Raw genomic sequence first — 18,783 nt, 5'->3', positions numbered from 1 at the left:
GGCTGGCCGGATGAACGCCGATGACGAGCAGCTGCTGCGCGGCCGGGTGTACGGCTGCGACCACGACGACCCCCACCCCGGCCCGCTGCCGCACCAGACGTACGCCGCGCTGGTCGGCGGGCCGCTGGACGGGTTGCTGCTCGACATCACGGGCTGGCGGCCGGAAGAGATAGACGACGGTGTCGCCTTGATGACCGAGCTGGGGCGGTGGCCCGGCGGCCGGGCGCTGTACGACCCGCGCCCCGACGACCAGCGCCCGTCGGGTGGCCCGGGTGTGGTGTGCCGCTTCTACTGCTCCCGCGACACGCCCTGACCGGCGCGCGTCAGGAGCCGCCGATGTGGTCGAAGCCGCGCAGCATCGGCGTCAGCTCCTGAGCGCACCCGCACAGCGTGCACAGTTGCGTCCCGGGTTCTCCGCGACGTCCAGGGCGCGCTGCACATCGAGCAGCGGCATGCCCTGCGGTGCTTCCTCGCAGTCCGGGGCGTGCAGCACCCCGCGGGCCGGGCTCCGCCCTTCACGGACCTTCGTCAGGACCCAGCCCGAAGGCCGGCGCTCTCCGAGTACCTCGCGCACTGTTGACGTCGGCGCCGGCGGAAGAGGCTCGGTGGGGGCCTGGTCGTAGTCGATGCCGTCGACCGGCCGCACGTGCTCGGGCGCCCGGACCCACACCCGGTACTCCGCGGCCTCCACGCCGCCGTCCTCGAGGTCCCGGTACGACGGCAGGCCCACGAGGTACACCCAGCCCGTCTCGGTCTGCCGCCGCCTCCACAACCGCGCCAATGCCTCGGGTCTGGAGACAAGCGCCGCTTGTCTCCAGACCCGAGGCGTACCGGCGGTGTCGCCGATCCGGCACTCCTGAGCGAGTGTTACGGAGTCAACTGCCGACACCCTGATGGCTTCGCAGTCCGCAAGATCGTCACAGGCCCCGCGGGACAGCGCCCTGTCCACTCAGCGGACGTCGATGACTGCTTTGCCCGGCACGCGGCCACCTGCCAGTTCAGCGGCTGCCCGCGCCACCCGCGTCCAGTCGGTGCGCAGGGCGACTTGCGGGTCCAGTTCGCCGCGGGCTGTGAGTGCGGCGAGCCAGGTGAGGTCGGCACCAAGCCCTGCGGAGTCATCCAGCAGGTAGAAGGTGGCAATCTGGCGGTTGTGGCGGCGGCCGTTGCCGAAGAGGGCTCCGTAGGGGAACTGCTCGCCGTCGCCGGAGATGTGGCCTGCGGAGACCAGTACGCCGTTCTCGGCCAGGGCGCCGTGTGCGGCGACCATGTGGGCGCCGCCGATCAGTTCGACCACTCCGTGTACCGGTTCGAGGTGCTGAAGCGTGGCCAGGTCGGTGACGATCTCGTGGGCGCCGAGTGAGCGCAGTGCGTCGCCCTTCGCCGGGTCGCTGGTCACCGCGGTGACGTGTGCGCCGCCGCGGGCCGCGAGCTGCAGGGTGAAGCGGCCCACGCCGCCGCCCGCCCCGGTCACCAGCACGCGCCGTCCAAGGATCGGTCCGATGCGGTGCAGGGCACGCAGCGCCGTGCCCGCCGCGACCGGCAGCGTACTGATCGGGCCGAGGTCAGCCCCCTCGGGCACGGCGCCGATCAAATCTGTGTCCACCGCGCGCAGTTCGGCCCAGGCTCCGTCCGCCCCCACCGTGACGACGGGGGTGCCGACCGCGGGACCGGTGCCGTCAGCGGCTGGCCGGACCACCACGCCCGCGGCGTCCCAGCCCGGCACCGTGCCGACGTCACCTTCGGGAACCACATGGTGGACCTCGCCGGCGTTGAGGGAGAACGAGTGGACCTGGATCAGGGCCTGGTGGGCGGTGGGTTCGGGGTCGGCGACCGTGGTGAGCGCGAGGTGCCCGGGTGCTGTGTGATCAATCGTCAGGGCCTTCATGACGAGCGATAGTGCCACTGAGTGGCATAAGCCTACAAGGGGCGAAAGCTACTGGTAGGCTTCGCTCATGCAGAAGGACCCGAAGGAAGTGCCGCTGCGTGAGCGAAAAAAGCTGCGGACCCGTCAAGCTCTGGTCGATACGGCCCTTGAGCTGTTCACCGCACGGGGCTTCACCGCGGTCACCCTGGACGAGATCGTTGACGCGGTCGACATCTCCAAGCGCACCTTCTTCCGTACGTTCACCTCGAAGGAAGACGTGGCCCTGGCCCCGGAGAAGGAACTGTGGGCCGCCTACAGCACATACATCGACAACCGGCCCCTGCCCAGCGAGCACCTGTTCAGCGCCTACAAAGACGCGCTGTTCGCGGCACTGGAGCAGATGGCGGACGGATGGGAGCAGCGCTTCCTGGCCAGCCGCAGCCTGGCCGACCGAACCCCCGCGCTGACCGCACACAGCCTGCGCCACTGCTCAGAGGTCTCCGCGAACGTCGTCCGGATCGTGGCGGACCGGCTGGCCGGACAGCATCCCGGCCACACCGAACTGCGCCTGCTGCTCGACCTCATGCTGGCCGCCTGGCACTGCGCACTGGAGACGTGGACCTCATCGGACGCCACACAGCAGGACCGCGCGGCACTCATCCAGCACATGCACAAAGCCTTCGCGGTAATCCCCGCGGTCGCGGCAGCGGCAGCACAGGACAGCTGAGTGGACAGGGCGCTCTCCCGCGGGCCTGTGACGATCTTGGCGTTTCGCGGGCTCTGCGGCGAGTCGCGAACTCCGGCTGGCCGAGGATGGCACTGGTGTCTGCTTGGAGGCGCCTCTCTGGGGCACCGGATGTTGTACGCGTGCAACAATCCGGCCCTTTCGGCGGTGGCTGCCGCCATAGGGAAGGCCCTCCAGGTCGTACAAGCGTGCCAGGAAGTCGATCTCCCCTAGGCGGCCATGCCGGGTGGGGAGGCTTCTGATGTAGTCGAAGATGTCGCGTCGTGGCACTGGTGTGATCCGCCTCGCCGGGTCCACGTCGACGTCATCAAGCCCGGCGCAGGGACACGAGGGTGGCCGGCCCGACGGATGCGGGTCCGTACTTGTCGCGGATGCGGTCCATGGCCTGCTCGGCGAGCAGGCGGGGCTCCCGGGCGCCGTCCAGGCTGATCTGCTCGGCGACTGGTCGGCATCGATGAAGTCCTCGGCTCTCAAGCCGATCCTGGTCAGGCGGGCGCGTTGCAGGCCGGCGGCGTCCATCAGCTGGTAGGCGACGGTGCGCAGGTCCTCGTCGTGGCCGGAGGGTCTTCTCCCAGACGGTGCCGCCCGCGAAGCGCAGGGTCAGGGTGAGAGCTCGGGCGGCCTGGCCGCGATGACGCTGCTGGAGGCCGAGCTGGACGACGAGGTCGAGCAGGGCGGCCCGGCATCCCCAACTCTGACGAAGGTGCGCCTGCGAGCTGGGCGGCCTGACCGCGTGAGCACACGAAGGCTCGTGCCTCCTGTCGCATCCACAGGGCACGGGCCTTCGTGCGTTTCAGGGTCTGGAAACAATGGTTTCCAAGTCGTTCGACTCACTCGAACGTGGAAGACGTCATCAGGCGACAGGGCCCGGCCCCCGCGAGCTGCGGGGCATGCTGTGCGGCGCGAAGATCGGCACCGGGCAGTCGTCGCGGTAGGTCTTCGGCATCTCGCCCGACCAGTGAGACGTGTTTCCCGCGGGAAACACGGAAGGAGCGGCAGCGCTACGGCGCCAACTATCCGGCGGCGATGCCCTTGAAGCCGGAGCCGAGCCCGCGCCGCTTGCCGCGTGACGCGGCGTCAGCCCGCGCGGTGAGGGCTGCGACCACCGCCTGGGCGGTCTGCGGGGTGAGGCCGGCGCTCACCTGGCCGGAGGACAGGACCCGGTGTACGCGCCAACTCCGTGGGCGCGGAGGGCGTCGGCGAGCGCGGCGGCCGCGGTCTCCGCTGGCCCGGCACCCACCCGGCGTCGTCCTGCTGCACCTGGCCGGGAAGGGCGTCGCGTCGGCTGAGGAGGACCGCCAGGGCCTGCGCCTCGGGGGCATCCAGCGTCACGGTCACCAGCGCAGCCCCGAGCTGGTGGACACGGTGCCGGGACAGACCCTGAGCAGCGAGTGCCCGGCGCAGCGCCGCACTCGTTCCGGCCGCCGCCCTGCCGCCGACCTCACTCGGGCTGGTTCCGGCCCCGGCCTGTTCGGCGCGCTCCACCACGGCGGCCGCCGCCACAGGCACGACAGCGAGGATCTCCGCACACTCCAGGTCGAGCTGGGCGAGCGCACCGGCCAGGACTCCAAGGGCGGCGGCCACGTCCTCCACCGCGCCCACGCTCCACCGTGACCGGTCGGCGGCGTCGGCCAGCGTGCACGCCGCGACGACGGTCTCCTCCGCCAGCATCTCCACGTGGCCCGGCTCGGTCGTCAGCTTCATGCCCCGCCCAAACGAGATGTGACCGCGCAAGGTCGTGCGCGCTGATCACATGATGACGCCCGCGACACCACTGGCCGTGCCAGGTCGCGGAAGCACCGGGCAGCCCGTAGACCGGACGCATGGTCCTTCGGCCGCCGGTGGAACCGATGCCGGCGCAGGCCCGCGACACGGTGCCCGCGCCGGGTGCGCTGCCCGGTGAGCTGCGATTTCAGCCCAAGTTCGACGGTTTTCCAGACGCGAGAATGTGTCTCACCGCAGCGCAGGACACTGCCTTGCACACATGCGTGGTCGACAGCGGAAGACCGTGGAACGGAGTCCTGCTGAACGGTGAATTAGCGGCAGGCGTCGTCAGCGCTCTGCCGTCGACTAGATTTACGAGGACAAAAGCGGACCACGAGAGGTGGCGCCGGTGTCCGATACATCTTCGCAGGAAGATCCTGCAGCTCCAGCACCGAAGAACCCAATGCCACCTCATCTGACCGCGAGATTCGTGGACCCGAACGATGGTGGGTTCAGCAGCAACCATGTAGCGATGTTCATCGCAGCGGCAACACTTGTGCCGTTCGTGCAAGCAGTAGCCAGTGCGCTTGGCACGGATGTCGGAGGGCGCCTCAGTCGGGCGACACGCAGCGCTCTCAAACGGATCCTGCAGCGTGAACTCGAGCGCGAATCATCTGTAGGTGAGGCCGGGCAAGCAGTTCTCATTTCCCCGGGAGGCACTCGAGTCTGCCTCGACGTCGACATGCCAGAAGACGCGCTTGCACAGCTGCTCATCATGACCTTTGATGCGCTGGAGACTGACAACTCGGATATTTCAGCGCTCATTCGCTGGACATCAGCGGGATGGCTCGCGACAGTCGTCCGTGCCGGTGAGCTCGTCGATCGGATCTGGAGCCCTGAACGAGCCGAGTGGGTCGCGGCTCCTGACCGCCGGGCATCGCCACCAGGTCGCGCCGGGCATAGGCCGCGTATGGGCAGAAGACGTCTTTGAGCGCTGTATCACCCTCGGTGGCGCTGCACAACTCACGGAACTTGGCGCCCTGGACAGGCCCGAGCGAGCCCGGCACACTGCGTGTGGGCGGGCTCGCGTCGGTTCGGCCCTCCCACCCCGGGGTGGGGCACCCGTTGGCGACGCCTCCCATGAGGCAACCCGGGCAGCGGTCCGGAACCGCGTGCACGGGCCTGGGCAGGGTCCTCCACCGCTCGCGGGCTGCGCTTCATGGGCCTGCGGATTGATGTCTCTGAGACATGCCTCAGTCTGGAGAAGGACGGCTACCGGGCGCTCGTCTTCACCCCGTGGCCGGTGCCCGGCCAGCTGTTGGTGCAGTCCCGGCGTGGCAGCCTCATGCAGAGCAGCTTCCCGGACCTCGTGGGCGCGACCGCGGACCTGCCCGACGGCCTGGTCTTCGACGGGGTTATGTGACCTGTCCAGCTGCCTCAGCCCCATGGTGTCTCAGGCGGCGCACCTCCGTAGACGAGGCACGTTCGCCGCCGATGGTTCGGGGAACCGAACAAGGAAATACAGTCGCGCGGCCGTCGGCGCGACGCAGATAACCTGCGCGGATGGAGTGGATTCAGCGGGCCGCTGGCGCGGTCGTCGGCTCAGCGGTGGGTGACGCGCTGGGCGGTCCCTTCGAGTTCGGTCCTCCGGGAGCGTTCTCTGCACGGTTTCCCGCGCCTGGTGCTGGTGGTGAGATGTGCGGAGGCGGTGGCTGGGATCCTGGCGAAGCCACTGACGACACGCAGATGGCCGTCCTGGTCGCGGAGTCGCTGTTGGAGCGGGACGGACTGGATCTGCCGGACATCTTCACCCGCTTCCAGCGGTGGGCAGCATCAGAACCGAAGGACATCGGCTTGCAGACCGAAGACGTCCTGACCAACGGCATGCCCTGGGACCTCGCCGCTGCGATTCATTTCCAGGTCAACCAGCGAGCAGCGGGAAACGGCTCCTTGATGCGGGCATCGACCTCCGCGGTCTGCTTCGCAGCCGCCGGCCAGGAAGCCAGCATGAACGCGGCCCGGCGCATCGCTGCCCTCACTCATGGCGACCGCGCGGCTTGGGAAGGCACCGCGATCTTCCACGAACTCATCCGCGTCACGCTCGAGGACACCGGCCCACTCACCGCGCTCCCGGACATCCTGGCTCTCGTCCACCCCGACCACCGCGGCCGCTACGCCACCGTCCTCGCGCCCGACTGGCACCCCGATCAGGCGACCGAGTTCAACGGTGCCGTCTGGCCCTGCCTGGGGTCCGCCGTCTGGGCCCTGCGCACCACCAACAGTTTCGAAGACGCGATACGCGCGGCGATCGACCTCGGCGGTGACACGGACACGGTCGCCGCGGTGACCGGAGGCCTCGCAGGGGCGTACTACGGACTGGATGCAATCCCCACCCGCTGGACCCAGCCACTTCACGTGCCCCTCCCCGGATTCGACGGACGGGTGCTGCACCTGACAGACCTGCTCCACCTTGCACACCGCCTCGCAGAGGGCCGCTGATGAGACAGGTGTGGTAGACCGCATAAACGGCGAGCTGGTCGTGTGGGCCAAGGACAGGATGTCGTTCGAAGCGCTCCAGCGGCGAGCGGTCTCCGGCGGCCGCACCGCCGCCCGCCTCGCCGCAGAGGAACCCGCGCACTTCATCGCCTTCGACCTCCTCCAGATCGACGGCCAGGAGCGGCGCGCCCAGTTGGAGCAGTTGTTCGCCGACCGCGGGCTGAGTGCCCCGTGGACGCTCTGCCCCGAGACCACGGATGTGGCGACGGCGCAGGACTGGCTGACCTCCTGGACGCAGGTGCCCGGCGTGGAAGGTCTGGTGATCCGGGGGAGCGGTCAGCGGTATCTGCCGAGAGCCCGCGCGTTCTACAAGGTGCGGCGCCGGGACTCCACCGAGGCGGTGATCGGGGCGATCACCGGCAGTGTGCGCCGGCCGCAGACGCTCGTGCTGGGCCGCTTCGACGAGGCCGGGGTGCTCCGGCCGGTGGCCCGCAGTACGCCGCTACGGCCGGAATCGGCGCGCGACCTCGCCGAGCGGCTGGCACCGGCAAGGCCCGGACACTCGTGGGAGGGCGTGCGGTTCACGACCTCGTGGGGGGTCGCGCACCCCGCTGGACGTCGTGCTGGTCGAACCGGTGCTGATTGCGGAGATCATGGTGGACACCGCGCTGGAGCGCGGATCATGGCGGCACCCGGTGCGCTGCGCCCGGCTCCGGCTCGATGTCGCGGTCACTGATGTCCCGCCCTTCGGAGCTGGTGCCCAGTCGGCCAGCGGATGACCTCCCCTCACGGCCAGCGGAGCGCCTGCCGGGCGGGGCCGCAGTGTCACGGGCCCGTGAGGATGTCGTGGGTGCCGATCCGGCGCCACACGACGTGGCAGACGCCCGGTGTCTGCTCCGGCCCGTACTGCCACGTCGCGCGGCCGTTGCCGTCCCAGGTGAGTTCGAAGACGCCGGGTGCGCGCCGTATGCCCTTGATGCGAAGGCCGGCGCGGAAGTTGCCGGTGCGCAGGTCCTCGACGAAGGCCGCCACGGTGCGGCGGAAGCGACGGCGCTGCTCTGGGGTCAGGCGGTCCAGGTCGGCGGCGAAGCGCAGCAGGGCCTCGTAGGTGGGCACGGTGAACCTCCAGGACGCACGAAGCCCCCGGCCGGAGTCGGCCGGGGGCGGTGGTGGCTGTTCGTGTTGAAGGGTGTCAGTGACGCGGTGCGCTCAGCGGTGGTGGGCGGTTGGGGAAAGAGTGGTGCGTTGGTGCGCGTTGGATGGCGTTGGAGTCGGCTCGGGGCGGATTTCGTGGTGGGTGGTGCTGGTGTGGTTGTGGCGCAGTATTCGCACGGCCCGGGTCAGCCGCTGTAGCGGGCGCTCATCAGGTCGAACCACTTCTGCTTGTCGGCCGGATTGTTGGCGCAGCTGGTGCAGTGGGGCAGGTAGTCGGTCCGGGTGGGGTACGGCACGTTCGAGTGGACGGTGACGGTCGGGCGCAGCATGAGGGGGCGGCGGCACAGCGGGCAGAGGTCTTCGTGGAGCAGTTCGTGAGTCATGCGGCGCACTGTGTACAGGTCGGTGGCTTACCGTCTCGGGCTGTCCGGACGGCCCGCCCGGCGGGAAGGACCCCGGATCGCGCATTCTCGCCGGTCAACGCCGCGGTTCCATGGGCCGATGATCAGCATGTCGGCAGTCCGCCCGGGGAACGGGTGGCGCTATCTCTTCCGTGGCGTGATGGTCGGCGACGGACGCCGCGCCGCAGGTACGCCGCTGCGCGCCGCCCAGGACGAAGCCGGTGTCCCGCCCGGCGTCTGGAAGGGCCGGGGCCTGGCCGCGCTCGGTCTCAGGGCCGGGGACGTGGTGACCGAGCGGCAGGCCGAACTGCTCCTGGGGGAGGGCCGGCACCCGGATGCCGACCGGATCGAGCGCGAGCGCCTGGAGGCGGGCGACGATCCGGCAGCGGCGCGGCAGGCGACCGTGCTGGGCAGGCCCATCGAGCACAACCGCTCACCGAAGACCGACAAGGCCAAGGAGCGGACGCCCTGGCTGGCCATGGACCTGGTGTTCCGGGCGCCGTCGACGGCACACATCGCGTGGGCGCTCGGAGATGACGAAACCCGGCTGGTACTGGAGCTGTGCCAGGACATCGCCAGGGACAAGACGCTGGCGTGGTTCGAGGATTCGGTCGCGGAGATGCGCTGGAAGAGCGGCGGCAAGATCCGCAAGCCGATCCGGGACGGGCTCATCGTCGCGGTGTTCCGGCACTACGAGTCGAGAGCTGCCGAGTCGAAGCCGCTGCTCCACGATCACGCGGTGGTGTCGATCCGTGCCCGGCGGCCGGACGACAAGGGGACGTGGGGCAACCTGTCGGCGGACTCGCTGATGGCCCACATCGTCGCGGCCGACACTCTCTACCTCCTGTACTTCATGGAGGAGGTGTCCGCCCGGCTCGGGTGGGCGTGGGAGCCGCGCGAGGTGACGCCCGGCCGCCGGCCTGTCATGGAGATCGCGGGCATCGACCAGCGGCTGATCGCCTGGCAGTCGACCCGCCGCCAGCAGATCGAGGACGCGCTCCCCGTCCTGACGGCCAAGTATGAGGAACGGCAGGGGCACGCGCCGGGAGAGCGGGCCTCCTACGCGCTGGCCTGCCAGGCCGCCGACCAGACCCGCCCGCCCAAGCGCACGGAGCGACAGCGTCGGGCGGCCGAGCACTCCTCATGCCACCTTGATGACAACCTTGCCCGAGGTGTGACCGTTCTCGACGGTGGCGAGGGCGGCCGGGGCGTCGGAGAGCGGGTGGACCGCGGTGATCACGGGTGCGAGGAGCCCGTCGAGGGCCAGCCGGGCCGACCGCTCCAGGTTTTCGCGGTCGACGCGACGCTCGACGAAACGCCCACCGAGATCGGGCACAGACATATCACCCACAGCGATGACGTTGCGAGGGTCCTGGGCCAGCGGAACGACCGTCCGCAGCGAGGCGCCTCCGACCAGGTCGACGATCCCGTCGAAGCCGTCCGGAACCAGCTCGCGTGCCGCGGAGACGACGTCCCCGGCCATGTAATCGATGAACCGCACCCCGATGGCCTCGGCGTGCTCGCGTTTGGCGGTACTCCCGGTGCCGATCACACGCAGCTCGCGCCCGATAGCCAGCCGGGCGACGGCGAGACCGACCCCGCCCCCGACCCCGTTGACCAGAACCGTGGCACCGGCCGGGAGGCCGAGCTGGTCGAGCACGTCCACCGCGGTCGTCCCGGTCACTGGCAGCGTCGCCGCCACGGTCGCGGACAGACCCTCCGGAATGCGCGCGGTGTTCGGCGCGGACAGCACCGTCGTCTCGGCGTAGGTGCCGCCACCAGTGAGTGCGAAGCCGAAGACCGCCTCACCCACCTCGAGCCCCTCGACGTCCTCGCCTCGCGCGAGAACCGTTCCGGCTGCCTCCATGCCCAGCACGCGGGGAAACGGACGCCCGCCATCGAGCCCGTCGACCAGACCCGAGCGCAGAAGGTGGTCGAGGGGATTCACGCCAGCGACGTCGACCCGGATCAGCACCTCGCCGCGACCGGGGAGGGGATCGGGACGATCGAAGAACTCCTGCACCTCAGGCCCGCCATACCTGCCGAAACCCCACGCCTGCCCCATCTTTCGCCGCCTCTCGTATAACCGCCCCGGTGATTCCGGGCGTTGTCGCCATCCTCACCTCTGACATTGATGTAAGGGGCAACCGGCTGAGACGCAGATCACAGCATCAGGCCGACTGCGTCACCGGTTCCGGGCCCGTGGACAGCTCCGCCCGGTGCCGGCTATTGGCCCTGATTAGCACGTCGAGTGCATCCCGGGTCTCGATCAGGTGCGCAATGTCGGCGTCGATCCGGTCGCGCTCGCGCATCATCGCTGTGAACGTCTCCTCAGCGACGCCCAGGTCACCCGGGACGTCCACACACGGCAGCACAGTCGCGATCACATGGCTGGACATACCCGCGTCGAACAGCCGTCGGATGAGCGACACGCGCTGGACCGCAGCATCGGAATAGTGACGCTGCCCCGCGTCGGAGCGTGAGCTGGTCAGCAGGCCCTGCTCTTCGTAGTACCGCAGTGAGCGCGGACTCACGCCCGTGCGCTTGGACAACTCGCCTATCCGCATCCCTGAGAGCCTACGCCCGCGTGCTCCAAGTCCAGACCGCCAGCGAGTCATGGACGCTCGCGGACACCCCCACGGCCGCAAGGTCGTCGTCCCGGTCCCACGACTGAGCACGTTCGTCTGTACACGCCTGAGCACTTTTCTCAGTACGCCGACAACCTCCGTGGGAGCCACCTGGCGGCTGCCCTACGAGCCGGCCCGCTGCCGGCTGCTGAGGTGAGAACACTGCCAGTGGGCGATGCGACGTCTGGTCACCCGTGACCCAGCACTTCCCATGCTGCCGGTGGCCTCAAGCCGGTTCCGCGTGACATGCAGGGTGGACCGGGGTCACCGTGCGGCGCTGCGCGCTCCACCGCTTCCCCGACAGCTCCGGCGCACGCGGCTGCGACAACTATGCGCTCCGGACGGAAGGCGAAACGGCGATCGTGTGGCCGTTCGTAGGTCGTCCTTCCGTATGCGCTCGGCGTTCTACCGAGCCTCCCTAACCCGCGCCGAAGGTGACTCCATCACCATCGAACAGAACGACGTGGACGTCGACCCCAGGGCGCTCCTGCGGATCACCCAGGCCTTCCCGCCCAGATACGAGCAGAACATGGTGCCGAGCTTCACCATGACGATCGACCAGCCCGAGACGAGGGGTGAGCGCGCCAAGCACACGCCTGTGGCCCTGACCACCAAGGACCGGGCAGTGCTCACGGGCTCACTCGCCCAGTTCCCGCCGAAGCGCGCCCTGTTCCAGCTCCACAACCCGGTCGACCTCATTGACCCCAAGCATCCGGATACCGTCGTCGCCACGATCCAGCGCTTCCCGGTCAAGGTCGGCGGCCTCTAGCCACACCGCCCGCCCGGGCCTGGAGCAGGTTGTACGGGTTGTCCCCCGGGTGGGGTGTGATGCGCATGCCGGTGATCCTGCCAGCCTGGAGAGCGGTTGAGCGGGTGTTTCGACCCGCCTGGCAGCGCACCTGTGGACCGAGGGCCAGGCGAGTGTCCCGGGCGGGGAAGTGCTGCCCGCAACCTGACACCGACTTGCGACGCACGCGCCCTCCCGCGTGCTGTCAGCCCGGCCGGTCACGGCCCGAGCGGGACGCTGCGCACAGCGCAGCGCCCGGTCGTTTGGGTGAACGACCGGTGAGCGGCGCGCCCGCCAGCTGGCGGACGGGCAACCATCCAGAAGTGGTTCATCCCAGGGAAGGGGCTTTCCATGCGTCGTGCACTGATCATCGTCGATGTGCAGAAGGACTTCTGCGAGGGCGGCAGCATTCCGGTGAAGGGCGGCGCGGGCCGGGCCGCCGCCATCGCCGACCTGGTCGAGCACGCCGACGGGCAGTACGCCTTCGTCGTAGCCACCCGTGACCACCACATCGACCCGGGCGACCACTTCTCCGAAAACCCCGACTTCCAGAACTCGTTCCCCGTCCACTGCGTCGTCGGCAGCGAAGGAGGCGAGTTCCATCCGGCCTTCGCCCCCGCCGTGGACGCCGGGCACGTCGACGAGGTCGTCTTCAAGGGCGCGCACTCCGCCTCAAAAAGCGGTTTCGAGGGCTTCACCAAGGACGGCACGACACTCTCCGCCTGGCTGAAGGCCCGCGATGTCACCGCCCTCGACGTCGTCGGCATCGCGACCGATCACTGCGTGAAGGCCACCGCACTGGACGGAGTCCGCGCGGGCTTCACGGTGCGGGTCCTGCTCGACTACACCGCCGGCGTCGCCGCCGACACCACGCGCACCGCACTCGACGAGCTGCGCCGGGCCGGCGTCGCGCTGAGCGGCGAACCCGTCGTCGCCTGAACAAGCCAGTTCAGTTTCCCCGACCCGTGCGTTCACAGGCGAGGGACCGGATCGGTCCTTGCCCTGCTTGCAACGCTGGTTCAGCGATCCCAAGCCCGGCCGTCCCCCGTCTCCGGTGGTAGTCACGGAGCCCGTACGGCTGTGGTGGCACCCCTACTGGGAGACCGCCCCCTCGGTGCCGGCGGCGCGCTCCGAGGTGCGGCAGCTGGCCCGCGCCCGGCGGGCCGTCCAGGCGGCGTGACCGCGCGTCTCGGTCGACCAGGAGCACGGGGGGTGCGCCAAGGGGTTGCGCCTATCTGTTGCGCTGGATGGTGCGCCAAGGGTTGCGCGAGATGTTGCGCGGCCCGCAGGACCGTCCCCGTGTTCGTGCAGGTCACCGCGCGGTTTTGCCGTGGTCGGATCGCTGACATCCCCGTTGCGGCCGCTTTCGCCGATGTCCCTTGGCTGGTGTGAAGGAGGAAGGGACGGGCGGGATGGGCGGCGCGGCCGCGGCCGGGGATCGGGGCGCGCTCAGCCGGTTGCGCGTCGGCCGGGGCCGCCGCGCCTCGCCGCCGTCAGCCCGGCGGCGGAGGCCGGGACGGAAATCGTCGGCGCCCCGGTGCTGTCCTTCCGGTGCCGAGCCCCACCAAGGGGTGAGGCGGGAAGGTCTCGCCGGATGGAGGTTCCGCTGTGATCGTTCGACTCCTGGGTGGCCCGCTCGCCGGTCGCGTGCTGGAGACCACCGACACCCCGTGGGCCGGAGGCTGGCTCACGGCCGGTGACGCCGACTGGGGCCTGTACGTCCCGGTGCACCGAGACCCGGCGACCGGCATCGTCCTGGCGGAGGCCCGGGTGACCATCCCGCGCCGCCGGTAGCCGGCCCCCGGGCATCTGCTGCAACACCCGAGCCGCGTTGCACACCTGACCTGCGGCGACAGGCCTGGATGTCCGCCCGGGACCGCTGTTGCACCACCCGTGTTGCAGCGGCCTCACGCACGAGACCCCGGGACCGTCGTCCCGGCCCCGGGGTCTCGCACAATCCGGCCCGACGGCCGGACTGCGTCATGCCCAGTCGATGCCCAGCTTCCGCAGCGCGTCCAGCTGCTCCGCGCTGAGCTTGTCCCGCCTCGACTTGGTGTTGCTCATAAACACCCCAAGCCGGACCGCTACCGGGGCGGACTCGCCCTCCACCGCGATCTCTTCTGCGTGGGCCCTGGGGACGCGGTGGTGGCCCTCCCGGGCGATGTACTGCGCAAGGGCCTGAACGCCGCGCTGGAAGGCCTGCTGCGCCTTGCTCAGGCCCTTAGCCGTAGGCGTGGCAGCCGGGGTGGGAGTCGGCGCCTCAAGCGGCTGTACGCCCAACGCGGACAGTCGCTCCTGCTGCTCGGTGGACAGCAGCTTCCAGGTGCCCGGGTTCTTCTGCCGCTCCAGCCACCGCCCGATGTCATCGCCGTCCATCAGCACCCCGGGTGCGATGTCGGGGAGGCTGCCGTCGGCGTCGACGAGGTCGGCGAGGACGCGGTACTGGCGTTGCCAGTCGAGCGGCCAGGGGCAGTTCCAGTCGGGGTCGATCGCGGCTAGCTGCGCCGCGCGCACGGCGGCCCGCTCGGGGTCCTTGCCCAGGCCGCCCTTCCGGCGCAGGTTGGCCATGTGCTGCCCGATCGGCACCATCGCCTCGCCCTCGCCCCACACTGCGTCCTGGCGGGGTGCGAGGTGCCCCGTGGCGCGCCGGTAGGAGCGGAGCGCGGCGAGCTTGTTCTCCCACGCTTCCTCGCTCGGCTCCCAGACCATCCCGGCCTCAGGCGCGTCCAGCAGCAGCTTGCGCCGCTCCTCCAGTTCACCGGCCCGCAGGGCCTTCCTCTGCTGGTGGACCCAGCGCCCAAGCGGAAAATCCTTCGTGACCCCAACTTCCACCTCAACGTCGTAGGGCACGGCGTAGAGACCGGTGATCTCGTTCTCCGCCCGCCACCGCAGCAGGGCCTGATAGCCCTCCAGCCACACCAGCGACTCCGGCCGGTAGACCCGGGTGCGCAGGAACGCGGCGATGGTGGCCGCGTCCCGGGGGCTGGAGAAGTGGAGCAGGGCCGCTTCGGCGGCGGCCTGCGTGTCGTCGTCCTCCTGGTCCTCGCCGTCGCCCGCGCCGCCGGCCCCGACGATCTGCCCGTCCTCGTCCCGCCGGACGTGCACCTTGCGCTTCCCGCTCGTGAGCACCCGGGAAGCGAGCTGCTCGACCAGACGTTCGTCATGCGAACGCAGGCCCTGGAGGACGGCTACAAGCGGGCGGAACGAGGCGCTGGCAACCATGTCCGTGGGGTCCTCGCCGGGCTCCAGGAACACCGGCACGATGATCCTGGCGACCTTGGTGGACCCGTCGCGGTTGAGCCGGAGCGCCCGGCCGATGTTCTGCACGATTTCCACCTGGGAGCCGCGGGCGTCGGCGAAGCAGACGGCCTCCACACCCCGCTCGCCCGTGATGTCCACGCCTTCCCCGAGAACGCGAACACTGGCGAGGAAGGCGCGGTGCACCCTGCGCCCAGCCGCGTCGATCCCGTTGGCGAACTGGCGCAGCACCTCGCGCCGCTCGGACACGAGGTGGTCGCCGCACAGCCACGCCGACCACACGCGGTCCGGCGGTACGTGGCGGCCGGCCTCCAGCTCGTAGAACTCCGCGTCGATCGACGACTTGGGGAGCCGGTCTGCGGCCGCCAGGTCCGCGTCCGAGGCGTCGTTGACGTATAGCTCGGCCGCCGTCTCCGGCAGCTTCTCCGCGAACGCGGCGGCCTCCTCCACCTTCTGGTGGAACGTCATGACGGTGCGCAGGTTCCAGGCGGCGGCGTGCTCCAGAAGTGCGGTCTGCAGCAGCGCCAGGCGCCGGCCCCGCCGCGCCTCCTCGGATTCTCCGAGGACGGGTGAGGGGTCGTGGATCTCGAGAACGTCGATCTCGAATCCGGCGAGGATGCCCCGCTCGATCGCCTCCGACAGCCCCAGCTCAGCCAGCCAGGGACCGTACGTCTGCGAGTCCTGCCCCATGGACGCCAGCTCCACCTCCATCCCGCCGGCGCCCTTGTTCGGGCGGGGGGAGGCGAGGATGCGCGGGGTGGCGGTGAGGTAGAGCCGGAAGTCGGCGGGGATGCGGGCGTTGTCGTGGATCGCCGCCCACGGCTGACCAAGATCACCGGCGGTTGAGTGGGCTTCGTCCACGATGGCGAGGTCGAACGGGGCCATCTGCTGGCCGTAGAGCCATTCCCCGCCCGTCAGAGCGGCCTCCAGCGGCCCGCGGACCGTCCGCTGGCCCGTCGGGTCCTCCGGGTCCTCGCGGTCCACCAGGGAAGCGTAGGTGGCGAACGCGACCACGGGCCCGGTTCCGGCCCACAGGGCAAGCTGGATCGCATTGGTGGTGGTGCGCACCCCCAGCGAGCCCAGCACCGGGTCGTTCTCCAGCGAGCACACCGCCACCATCGGCGCCCGATGCCCGACCGCCCGCCACGCATGGGCGGTCTGCGCGAGCAGGTCCAAGGTGGGAACGGTCACGAGGATCCGGCCGCCCGGGAAACACTCCAGCGCGCTCGCGGCAGCAGTGATCGTCTTACCGGATCCGGTGGCGGACACCAGCGTGCCCCGAGCCCCCTGCGCGGGAACAGAAGATCTTGCAAAGAATCGGACCCATTCCCGAATTGATGTTTTCTGGGTCACCTGATGTTCCCGGAGGCTGATCACAGATTTCGACCTTTCCTTTTTCCGGGCGAAATCAGGTTCTTCCACCACGTGCCCGTGCCCGAAGAGACCGCGCCCCCTCCGAGGGCGGGAGCGGGGTAGGGGTACCTGTCGATCCCGCCGCGTGCGGGCAGCTCGTCCTCGAAGTCGCAGGCGGCTACGGCTTTGAACCCGCCACGCCACAGCGCCTCAAGCACGGCCGTGACGGCTTGGACTACCTCCTCGGCCGGCGCTCCATCGGCGGCCTCGCACTCCAGCACGGTCGGCCACTCAAGGAAGTCGAAGGGGTGGGCGCGCCTGCCTGTCGCGTAGTCGCTGGGCTCGCCGGACACGCGCACCGGCCCGACGGTCAGCTCCGCACCGTCGTCTTTGAGGCCGAGGGCGTCTCGAAGCCGGCCCAGGACCCGTGGAGCGGCCTCCGCGTCCACGCAGATCGAGGCGTCGCTGTAAGTGGAGTCCGGGTCGAGGGGGCGAAGACCTGCGGTCATGCGCCATGCGCACTCCCTTGAGCTACCGTCAGTGCGAGGACGAGAAGGCGCGCTGCGTTCACCGGCCGAAGCGGCCCTTCTTGGGCGCCTCGGCAGGGATCAGTTCCTGTACGTGGACGAGTTCGGCCACACGGATGTTCAGGTGCTCGGTGTACGTGGTCGGCGACTTGTCGCCCTTGCTCCAGGACGACGTGGCCAGCTCCACGAGCCAGCTCGTCGGTGAAGTGCGGAAGACCAATCGGCCGCACGAACTGGAGTCGGTGCTGTACCTCGGGCGACGTGTGCGAGCGGTCTCCTCAGCGCGCGCGAGGGCCGCCTCCTCTCCGCCTTCGACGGGGACCTTGTCCACCAGTTCCCACTCCCCGTAACTGACCCGCTCCACCAGCACGTACCAGCCCACCATCCCGCTCCTCCCCAAGTACGCCGACCACCGCCACGCTCAGCTCGACCGGTATCCAGGCCATCAGCCACTGCTTGCGCAAAGCACCGAGGCTGATGTGGCGCCCGGCCCTGCTACCGGGTGTCCTCGATTTACGCCAATGCTACATGCTGCATCACATTGAGATGCAGGCTTGCAAGACTCTTCGACAGAGCCCCCACCCAAGATCCCGTCCGCCCCCGGTGGGCATCGTGCATCGGGGTACACGGTGCCGCATGGCACCGAAGACCGAACGCATCCAGTTCCTGCGGGCCGTGCGGCAACTGCGCCGTATCCGCTCCTTCTACGCTGCGGCCATCCTGCTGTGGACGGGATCCGCGGCCTGGACCGGATGGCAGGCCCCAGGGAGCCGGCAGATGTGGGTGTCCGTCCTCCTCCTGGCCGTCTTCACCGCATTGCTCGGCACCGCGACCCTCGCCCTGCGGCGACTCGCAGTCCCCGCAACAGGCCGGCCCGTTCACCACGCTGCCCCTCACAAACTGCCGAGCACCCACCGCCACGCCCACGCCTGAGAGCCCGTCACCCCTTGCTCATGAAGCCGGCCAGGTCCCGGCCATGCCTGCCGGGCAGAGCCGTGACCGAACCAGGCAAGCTCCGCCTCTGCAGGTGAGCGAGCCATAGGCTCGTTGATCGTCCCCACACAGCGCCGTCGGCCCTTGTGACGAGCGACCACCGTGCGGTACCGCACCGTTCACTCCGAGCAGGAGCGATCGATCGAGAGGAGTTTGACCTTCTCCAGGTACTCCATGTGCTCGCCCCCCAGGGGCTCGACGACACCGACAACGAATTGCTCGTCGTCTTCTGCAGCGACAAACACCGTCTCGGAGCCCTCAGCGGAAAGTTGCGTGCCAGAAACGCTCGAACCGGATATCTGTACCTTGACAACGTAGGAGCATGCGAGACCGGATGAGTTGCTTATGGAGGCCTGCACACCCGGACCCGAAATAGACATGTATGGGGCCTTGGCAAGAGTCAAGTCATCCGCCGCTGGTCTGGACGGCTTCTGTTGATCTTCCTGAAACCAGGACACTGCACTCATCAGGCCAATGACCACGGTAAATCCGATGACCAAAAGGCCGACAAGTAACCAGCTGCTTTTCCTCTGCGTCATGAGTCAAAGCTTAAAAGCCTGAAGAAGGATCAAACAGCCTGGAGCGTGGACGAGTTCCACGCTCCAGGGATCGGGGCACCCACCCCTCGAAAACGGATTCTGATCCTCCACGGCCCCCGACCCCCTCACCTCGCTTGCCAGGGCCGCAGGCCCGTTGGCCGCCCCGCGCAGCGGGGCCGGCCTCTTGGGGCGCTGCGCCCCGTGGCTGGAGCGCAGCGGAGGCCACCTCACGGGGTCGCAGGCCCCGCAGCTCCGGGAGCGCAGCGGACGGAGCTCCACCAGCCCGGCGCAGCCGGGCTGGTGGAGCTGCTCACGCGGAGCGAGCAGCTCCGCT

20 protein-coding genes and 2 pseudogenes are annotated in these 18,783 nt (G+C 69.5%); 11 read left to right on the top strand and 11 right to left on the bottom strand.

Annotated elements, in window-relative coordinates; all coding sequences use genetic code 11:
• The first annotated feature begins 10 nt into the window (after nt 1-10).
• Complete coding sequence (locus ACZ7KF_RS40745) at nt 11-313, top strand: hypothetical protein (protein ID WP_471087505.1); 303 nt, start codon at nt 11-13, stop codon at nt 311-313.
• A 10-nt stretch (nt 314-323) separates the two neighbouring features.
• Here ACZ7KF_RS40745 and ACZ7KF_RS40740 read toward each other — a convergent pair.
• Together ACZ7KF_RS40740 and ACZ7KF_RS40735 are read right to left on the bottom strand one after the other, a co-directional pair.
• A pseudogene (locus ACZ7KF_RS40740) lies at nt 324-847 on the bottom strand (DUF6233 domain-containing protein).
• 102 nt (nt 848-949) lie between these two features.
• Nucleotides 950-1,885, bottom strand: coding sequence for a zinc-binding dehydrogenase (locus tag ACZ7KF_RS40735; protein ID WP_471087502.1), 936 nt, complete (start codon nt 1,883-1,885; stop codon nt 950-952).
• A 67-nt stretch (nt 1,886-1,952) separates the two neighbouring features.
• Between ACZ7KF_RS40735 and ACZ7KF_RS40730 the strand changes: the two genes are divergently transcribed.
• Complete coding sequence (locus tag ACZ7KF_RS40730) at nt 1,953-2,591, top strand: TetR family transcriptional regulator (RefSeq protein WP_471087499.1); 639 nt, start codon at nt 1,953-1,955, stop codon at nt 2,589-2,591.
• A 1,095-nt stretch (nt 2,592-3,686) separates the two neighbouring features.
• Here the strand turns inward: ACZ7KF_RS40730 and ACZ7KF_RS40725 are convergent.
• Nucleotides 3,687-4,313 (bottom strand): hypothetical protein, encoded by a 627-nt coding sequence (locus tag ACZ7KF_RS40725; protein WP_471087496.1) that lies wholly within the window; start codon nt 4,311-4,313, stop codon nt 3,687-3,689.
• Nucleotides 4,314-5,532: 1,219 nt separating this feature from the next.
• On the opposite strand from ACZ7KF_RS40725, the gene ACZ7KF_RS40720 reads away from it, so the two are divergent.
• The 3 genes from ACZ7KF_RS40720 to ACZ7KF_RS40710 all read left to right on the top strand — a co-directional run bounded on the left by ACZ7KF_RS40720 (nt 5,533) and on the right by ACZ7KF_RS40710 (nt 7,545).
• Nucleotides 5,533-5,736 (top strand): hypothetical protein, encoded by a 204-nt coding sequence (locus ACZ7KF_RS40720; protein WP_471087493.1) that lies wholly within the window; start codon nt 5,533-5,535, stop codon nt 5,734-5,736.
• A 140-nt stretch (nt 5,737-5,876) separates the two neighbouring features.
• Nucleotides 5,877-6,812 carry an ADP-ribosylglycohydrolase family protein gene (locus ACZ7KF_RS40715; RefSeq protein ID WP_471087490.1) on the top strand — a complete coding sequence of 312 codons (936 nt, stop codon included), beginning with the start codon at nt 5,877-5,879 and terminating at the stop codon, nt 6,810-6,812.
• A 10-nt stretch (nt 6,813-6,822) separates the two neighbouring features.
• Nucleotides 6,823-7,545, top strand: coding sequence for an ATP-dependent DNA ligase (locus ACZ7KF_RS40710; protein WP_471087487.1), 723 nt, complete (start codon nt 6,823-6,825; stop codon nt 7,543-7,545).
• An 89-nt stretch (nt 7,546-7,634) separates the two neighbouring features.
• On the opposite strand, the gene ACZ7KF_RS40705 is transcribed toward ACZ7KF_RS40710, so the two are convergent.
• Together ACZ7KF_RS40705 and ACZ7KF_RS40700 are read right to left on the bottom strand one after the other, a co-directional pair.
• Nucleotides 7,635-7,925: a hypothetical protein gene (locus ACZ7KF_RS40705; RefSeq protein WP_471087484.1), complete on the bottom strand. Its 291-nt coding sequence runs from the start codon at nt 7,923-7,925 to the stop codon at nt 7,635-7,637.
• 224 nt (nt 7,926-8,149) lie between these two features.
• Nucleotides 8,150-8,347: a hypothetical protein gene (locus ACZ7KF_RS40700; protein ID WP_471087481.1), complete on the bottom strand. Its 198-nt coding sequence runs from the start codon at nt 8,345-8,347 to the stop codon at nt 8,150-8,152.
• Nucleotides 8,348-8,465: 118 nt separating this feature from the next.
• Here ACZ7KF_RS40700 and mobF point away from each other — a divergent pair.
• Nucleotides 8,466-9,479: pseudogene (gene mobF, locus ACZ7KF_RS40695) on the top strand (MobF family relaxase); the annotation flags it as partial.
• A 27-nt stretch (nt 9,480-9,506) separates the two neighbouring features.
• On the opposite strand, the gene ACZ7KF_RS40690 reads toward mobF, so the two are convergent.
• Nucleotides 9,507-10,430 (bottom strand): NADP-dependent oxidoreductase, encoded by a 924-nt coding sequence (locus ACZ7KF_RS40690; RefSeq protein ID WP_471087556.1) that lies wholly within the window; start codon nt 10,428-10,430, stop codon nt 9,507-9,509.
• Between the two features lie 106 nt (nt 10,431-10,536).
• Complete coding sequence (locus ACZ7KF_RS40685) at nt 10,537-10,932, bottom strand: MerR family transcriptional regulator (protein ID WP_471087478.1); 396 nt, start codon at nt 10,930-10,932, stop codon at nt 10,537-10,539.
• Nucleotides 10,933-11,356: 424 nt separating this feature from the next.
• Between ACZ7KF_RS40685 and ACZ7KF_RS40680 the strand changes: the two genes are divergently transcribed.
• From ACZ7KF_RS40680 to ACZ7KF_RS40665, 4 genes are all read left to right on the top strand, one after another.
• Nucleotides 11,357-11,761: a hypothetical protein gene (locus ACZ7KF_RS40680; RefSeq protein WP_471087475.1), complete on the top strand. Its 405-nt coding sequence runs from the start codon at nt 11,357-11,359 to the stop codon at nt 11,759-11,761.
• A gap of 369 nt (nt 11,762-12,130) precedes the next feature.
• Nucleotides 12,131-12,718 (top strand): isochorismatase family protein, encoded by a 588-nt coding sequence (locus tag ACZ7KF_RS40675; protein ID WP_471087472.1) that lies wholly within the window; start codon nt 12,131-12,133, stop codon nt 12,716-12,718.
• A gap of 115 nt (nt 12,719-12,833) precedes the next feature.
• Entirely contained in the window at nt 12,834-12,959 is a 126-nt protein-coding gene (locus ACZ7KF_RS40670; RefSeq protein ID WP_471087469.1) for a hypothetical protein, read from the top strand.
• A gap of 428 nt (nt 12,960-13,387) precedes the next feature.
• Nucleotides 13,388-13,573, top strand: coding sequence for a hypothetical protein (locus ACZ7KF_RS40665; RefSeq protein ID WP_471087466.1), 186 nt, complete (start codon nt 13,388-13,390; stop codon nt 13,571-13,573).
• Between the two features lie 186 nt (nt 13,574-13,759).
• On the opposite strand, the gene ACZ7KF_RS40660 is transcribed toward ACZ7KF_RS40665, so the two are convergent.
• The 3 genes from ACZ7KF_RS40660 to ACZ7KF_RS40650 are packed head-to-tail and all read right to left on the bottom strand — an operon-like array spanning nt 13,760 to nt 17,302.
• Nucleotides 13,760-16,414, bottom strand: coding sequence for a helicase associated domain-containing protein (locus tag ACZ7KF_RS40660; RefSeq protein ID WP_471087463.1), 2,655 nt, complete (start codon nt 16,412-16,414; stop codon nt 13,760-13,762).
• Nucleotides 16,411-16,899: a hypothetical protein gene (locus tag ACZ7KF_RS40655; RefSeq protein ID WP_471087460.1), complete on the bottom strand. Its 489-nt coding sequence runs from the start codon at nt 16,897-16,899 to the stop codon at nt 16,411-16,413. Before ACZ7KF_RS40655 ends, ACZ7KF_RS40660 begins: the two co-directional genes overlap by 4 nt.
• Before the next feature lie 58 nt (nt 16,900-16,957).
• The gene (locus ACZ7KF_RS40650; protein WP_471087457.1) at nt 16,958-17,302 is read right to left on the bottom strand and encodes a hypothetical protein; all 345 of its coding nucleotides are present in this window, start codon (nt 17,300-17,302) and stop codon (nt 16,958-16,960) included.
• Nucleotides 17,303-17,553: 251 nt separating this feature from the next.
• Here ACZ7KF_RS40650 and ACZ7KF_RS40645 point away from each other — a divergent pair, with 251 nt between their 5' ends.
• Nucleotides 17,554-17,850 carry a hypothetical protein gene (locus ACZ7KF_RS40645; RefSeq protein WP_471087454.1) on the top strand — a complete coding sequence of 99 codons (297 nt, stop codon included), beginning with the start codon at nt 17,554-17,556 and terminating at the stop codon, nt 17,848-17,850.
• Nucleotides 17,851-18,029: 179 nt separating this feature from the next.
• Here the strand turns inward: ACZ7KF_RS40645 and ACZ7KF_RS40640 are convergent, their stop codons facing one another.
• Nucleotides 18,030-18,449, bottom strand: a complete 420-nt coding sequence (locus ACZ7KF_RS40640; protein ID WP_471087451.1) for a hypothetical protein — start codon at nt 18,447-18,449, stop codon at nt 18,030-18,032.
• Nucleotides 18,450-18,783: the final 334 nt, after the last annotated feature.

The organism is Streptomyces sp. NPDC038200, assembly GCF_055600785.1.
Note: the sequence above shows the minus strand (reverse complement) of the source record. Positions and strands in the feature narration are given on the sequence as shown.